5 protein-coding genes are annotated in these 3,879 nt (G+C 33.0%); all 5 read right to left on the minus strand.

The features are described from left to right. Positions 1-75: 75 nt before the first annotated feature. Positions 76-924 (minus strand): streptomycin adenylyltransferase Str, encoded by an 849-nt coding sequence (gene str / locus RV00_RS15725; protein ID WP_010711054.1) that lies wholly within the window; start codon positions 922-924, stop codon positions 76-78. 41 nt (positions 925-965) lie between these two features. Next, positions 966-1,145 (minus strand): hypothetical protein, encoded by a 180-nt coding sequence (locus RV00_RS15730; protein WP_071863482.1) that lies wholly within the window; start codon positions 1,143-1,145, stop codon positions 966-968. Next, complete coding sequence (locus RV00_RS15735) at positions 1,142-1,756, minus strand: replication protein (protein ID WP_071863483.1); 615 nt, start codon at positions 1,754-1,756, stop codon at positions 1,142-1,144. The genes RV00_RS15730 and RV00_RS15735 overlap by 4 nt, the downstream gene beginning before the upstream one ends. A gap of 68 nt (positions 1,757-1,824) precedes the next feature. Continuing rightward, positions 1,825-1,974, minus strand: coding sequence for a transcriptional regulator (locus tag RV00_RS15740; protein WP_071863484.1), 150 nt, complete (start codon positions 1,972-1,974; stop codon positions 1,825-1,827). A gap of 566 nt (positions 1,975-2,540) precedes the next feature. Further along, entirely contained in the window at positions 2,541-3,782 is a 1,242-nt protein-coding gene (gene mobV / locus RV00_RS15745; RefSeq protein ID WP_071863485.1) for a MobV family relaxase, read from the minus strand. Positions 3,783-3,879: the final 97 nt, after the last annotated feature.

Below are 3,879 nucleotides of genomic sequence, written 5' to 3' on the forward strand. Positions count from 1 at the left end.
AAAATGGACTGAACAAGTCAGCCCATAAATTCAAAACCTAAACCCAAGCAACCAAAAATGTGGTTGCTAATAAAATTAATTCTCATAATTATTACGAATAAAATTCTCAATATTTTTTTCGTAATTTGGATAGTTATAATTTCCTAAACAACTTACTTTATTTGAATAATATTTAAATAATTCACAACAAAGCTTAAAAGATTGGTATGTCTTTCTATATCCATTCATCTCAAAAGTAGCTAAAAACATATTGAATTCTTTATCAGTTAAATATTTGTTTATAAACTTATAATTCTTTCCTAAACTAAAATCAAAACCCCTATTAAAGCCAATATACCAAGAAATCATTCTTAATAATTCAGGACGTAAAATATTATTGAAATGATCTAAAGCAAATAATATTTCTCTTCTAAAAACACCCTTTGCTACATACGTTGAGACACTCCAAAACTCATTACAGCAATCATAAAATTCTCGTTCTGTTGGTTTTTTTAACCAATAATTTGAGTCATCTGGAACAATTTCTTGAATTACTAAATTATCTTTATCAACTAAAATTTTTACAAGACCATCAGAATCACTAAAATAACGATTTAAATCTTTTAAATTAATTAATGTAATATCCATTTTTATGCCATCTTTAAAATACATTATATAACTGTAACCATAATCTAAATCAGGTGGGAATAATTCCATATCTTCTGGTTTCTGTATAAACAATAATTCTCCAAATAAACTTAACCAACTTTCTTCATGTGTGAAACACTCAATATCTGATACGAAAAAAGCAAAATCATAATCTTGAAACTTATCTTTTTTTATATTTTCATTAGTTCTTGAACCCTCGAGAGCAATAATTTTTACATTGCTTCGTTGATAAGCAAATTCAGAAACTAAATTTAAAATTTCTTTTTCAGTCCTCATTGTTTTTTCACTCCCAAAATCTAAATTCACGCTGCCAAAAATCAATCTGCTTTTGCAATTGTTTTTGTATATCGCATTGTTTGCTCTGAACCACTCGTGTATAAAATATCCATATTTTTTTCAAGGGCACGTAAATCTTCTCGCATTTTTTCAATCAGCATTCTATGATTCAAGTCAGATAACTCAATGTGTTTCATTATGATTTTCTCCTTTTTCATCATTGTTTTATCTCTCCTGTTTCTTTATCTATCAACCTAGGTTTATGGCGATTAGAACGTAAATAAGCCGTCAGAAATATAGTCTGACTTCTAACTGTTGGAAACCAATCGTCAAATTTTTCTGACACTGAATAATCAACTAAATCACCATATTCAGAACAACCTGTCTCTTGAATCCAAGCAACTACTTCTTGCAATATCGAATCAGTATCTACTCCAATATCCGTTAAATATTGTCGGTATTTAAACCCATTATGAGCAACAATTTCACTCTTGTTATACTGATATTTTTCAGGGTTATTCCTATGCCATAAATATTGAACAGCACCTTGTAAACTCCCGACTTTTTCAGGTTTTGGCGCATTCAACATTTCAGATATTTTCAACATCTGATTATAGCTTTTTTTATTTTCAAACGAAACAATAATATGCCAATGTGGCTTTTTTAATTCATTTGTTGTTTCGTTAATATCTTTATCGTGCAAAGGGCTCTCAATCCATTTTTCCCCTGTTTCGTCTAATAACTGTCTCCAATTATCCGGAGCAGATTCCGGATAAACTATCCAACTCCAACTTCTTGCACGTCTATCTTTTTGAACATCTTTCTCACTCATGATATAATCACCTTAACAGAAAAACTAATAGCAAAAACTCGACCCTTTTCAAAAATACGAGTTTTTGCTTATTTTTTTTGTTCTGATTCCTTTCTATTTTCATTAGTCCAAACAGTTATCAAACCAGACTTAGTTAAACCCATTTTTTTAGCAATCAAATCTAATTGTTCGGCAACATCTTTTGTTAAAGTAACCACAACTCTTCTCTTTTCATTCATAAAAACAACCCTCTTTTTCTTTTTTTATTTATACACACATTAACATTTTAGGAACTTATTAGCAACTATTTAGTAACTGTTTAGTGCTTTTTTTTGACCATGACCAAAAAAAAACAAATTTTCTGGTCATTTTTATCCCTTGGGGCAGTAGGTGCCGAACCACTTTTGACCAGATGACCAGATGACCACATAGGGGGGTGTCGTAGTACGGCGAAAATTCGCCTTGCCCCCCTTCCCCATTGAACCCAATTTAGATCAAAAACCTAAAAGAAAAAAGATGGAAATACCAGAGAACGGATTTCCCGTACTCCGATATTTCCATCAACCGCATAAAGACCTTGGGGAAATTCTTTCCCCAAACCCCACGAACCTCTCCCTTCCGAAATCAAAGGGCGCTACGCTTAGTATTTCATCTAGCAGTCGCTTATGTAATCTAACACGACCGTTCCGCTACCAGTCGCTTACAGCTCCATTTTCGCTTCTCTAACGTGTTTTAACGATTACACCGACTACTAGACGAAATACACGCTAGAACAGCTTAAAACGCAAAATATGACGTTTTTTGACTATCTTCCCCTGTTCTGCTTTTTATTTTTCCTTCTAGCAAGCACTTTTTCTTTGAATTTCTCGATAATCTCTTTAATTTTGCTAATACCACGCTCTAACCTATCAGGCTTGATATTTGAACCTCTAGCCTTTTCTAAGGTTTCTCGCCATTCTTGACCTTGTTTTACATTGGAAGGCTCTACACCTCTATCTAGCTTGCTTAAAACGAGCCTAGCTTTCGTTTCTTCTTTCGACCATGCAGTCACATTAAAATCATTGATAAGCATATCTGCATAAACAATCCTCTTATCAATTTCTGTTCTCAATTCTTGTTTTAAATTTTTAACCTCATTCAGCAATTCAGCATTTTTATTTTCTAATTTATCATTCGCTGCTTGTCTTTTATGGACAGCAACCAAATACTGATTTCTTAAAATATCAAACTTTTGATCTAAATCTTCATTCTCTTTTATTTTTTTACGAGCTACGTGTCTTAGCTTTACATTCTCTTTTGCCGTCAGCAATAACTTATCGAAATCTTCAGGTGAAATTTCAACACGCTTATTCATAACGCCTTTTTCTTTTGAACGCTTTTTAACGCCTTCTAAATCCACCAATGGCTTCTTGTGGACTTTAATTTGACTGATTTCTTTTTCAGCTTCAGCTTTGGCCTCATTCACAACTTTTTTATAAGTCGCAACGCTTAAATTTTTTCGTTCAGAACCTTCAATCCCACGTTCGATATTGAAACCTTTTCCCTTCAGAAATTCAGGTAAATCGCTTTGGATTTCTTTTAAGGTTTGACGATTGAACACCGTTTTTCCTGATAATTTACCTTCAGTCATTGGAACAACACCCAAGTGCATATGTGGAGTCGTTTCGTCTAAATGAACTTGTGCATACGCCATGTTTTGAGTACCAAATTTTTCAGAAAAATACTCCAAAGTATCTTGAAAGAATTTTCGTGTTTCTTGTTCGCTCATGCCTTCAAAAAATTCTTGATTGCTAGTAAGAATCCACTCGTTCACTAAAACGGCATCTTTCCGAATCGCTCTTTGACTTTCCCTTTGAGTGTCTATAATTCCTTGTATTTTTTCTTTGTAATTGATTGGCTCGTCATTCACCAAATCATAATTTAAATCTTGTTTTTTAGGGTCAATATCTGGATTGCTATGATTCTCAAAAGTTCGTTGGTTATGTCTTTCAATACCACCTAGATTCCCTGATTTCATCTTTTGCATTCGTGCGACCAGCATACTCATTTCTTGACCTCTTTTCTTGGTTATTTTCGGGTACTTCCATGTAAAGTATAGCACACTAGACTTATTTACTACGTTTCATAAGTCATTAATGCGTGTG

Source organism: Enterococcus devriesei (genome assembly GCF_001885905.1).
GTDB lineage: Bacteria > Bacillota > Bacilli > Lactobacillales > Enterococcaceae > Enterococcus_A > Enterococcus_A devriesei.

Excerpts from the sequence above, each read along its gene's own strand:
- str (WP_010711054.1), bottom strand. The coding sequence starts at position 924 with ATGAGGACTGAAAAAGAAATTTTAAATTTAGTTTCTGAATTTGCTTAT.
- RV00_RS15730 (WP_071863482.1), bottom strand. The coding sequence starts at position 1,145 with ATGATGAAAAAGGAGAAAATCATAATGAAACACATTGAGTTATCTGAC.
- RV00_RS15735 (WP_071863483.1), bottom strand. The coding sequence starts at position 1,756 with ATGAGTGAGAAAGATGTTCAAAAAGATAGACGTGCAAGAAGTTGGAGT.
- RV00_RS15740 (WP_071863484.1), bottom strand. The coding sequence starts at position 1,974 with ATGAATGAAAAGAGAAGAGTTGTGGTTACTTTAACAAAAGATGTTGCC.
- mobV (WP_071863485.1), bottom strand. The coding sequence starts at position 3,782 with ATGAGTATGCTGGTCGCACGAATGCAAAAGATGAAATCAGGGAATCTA.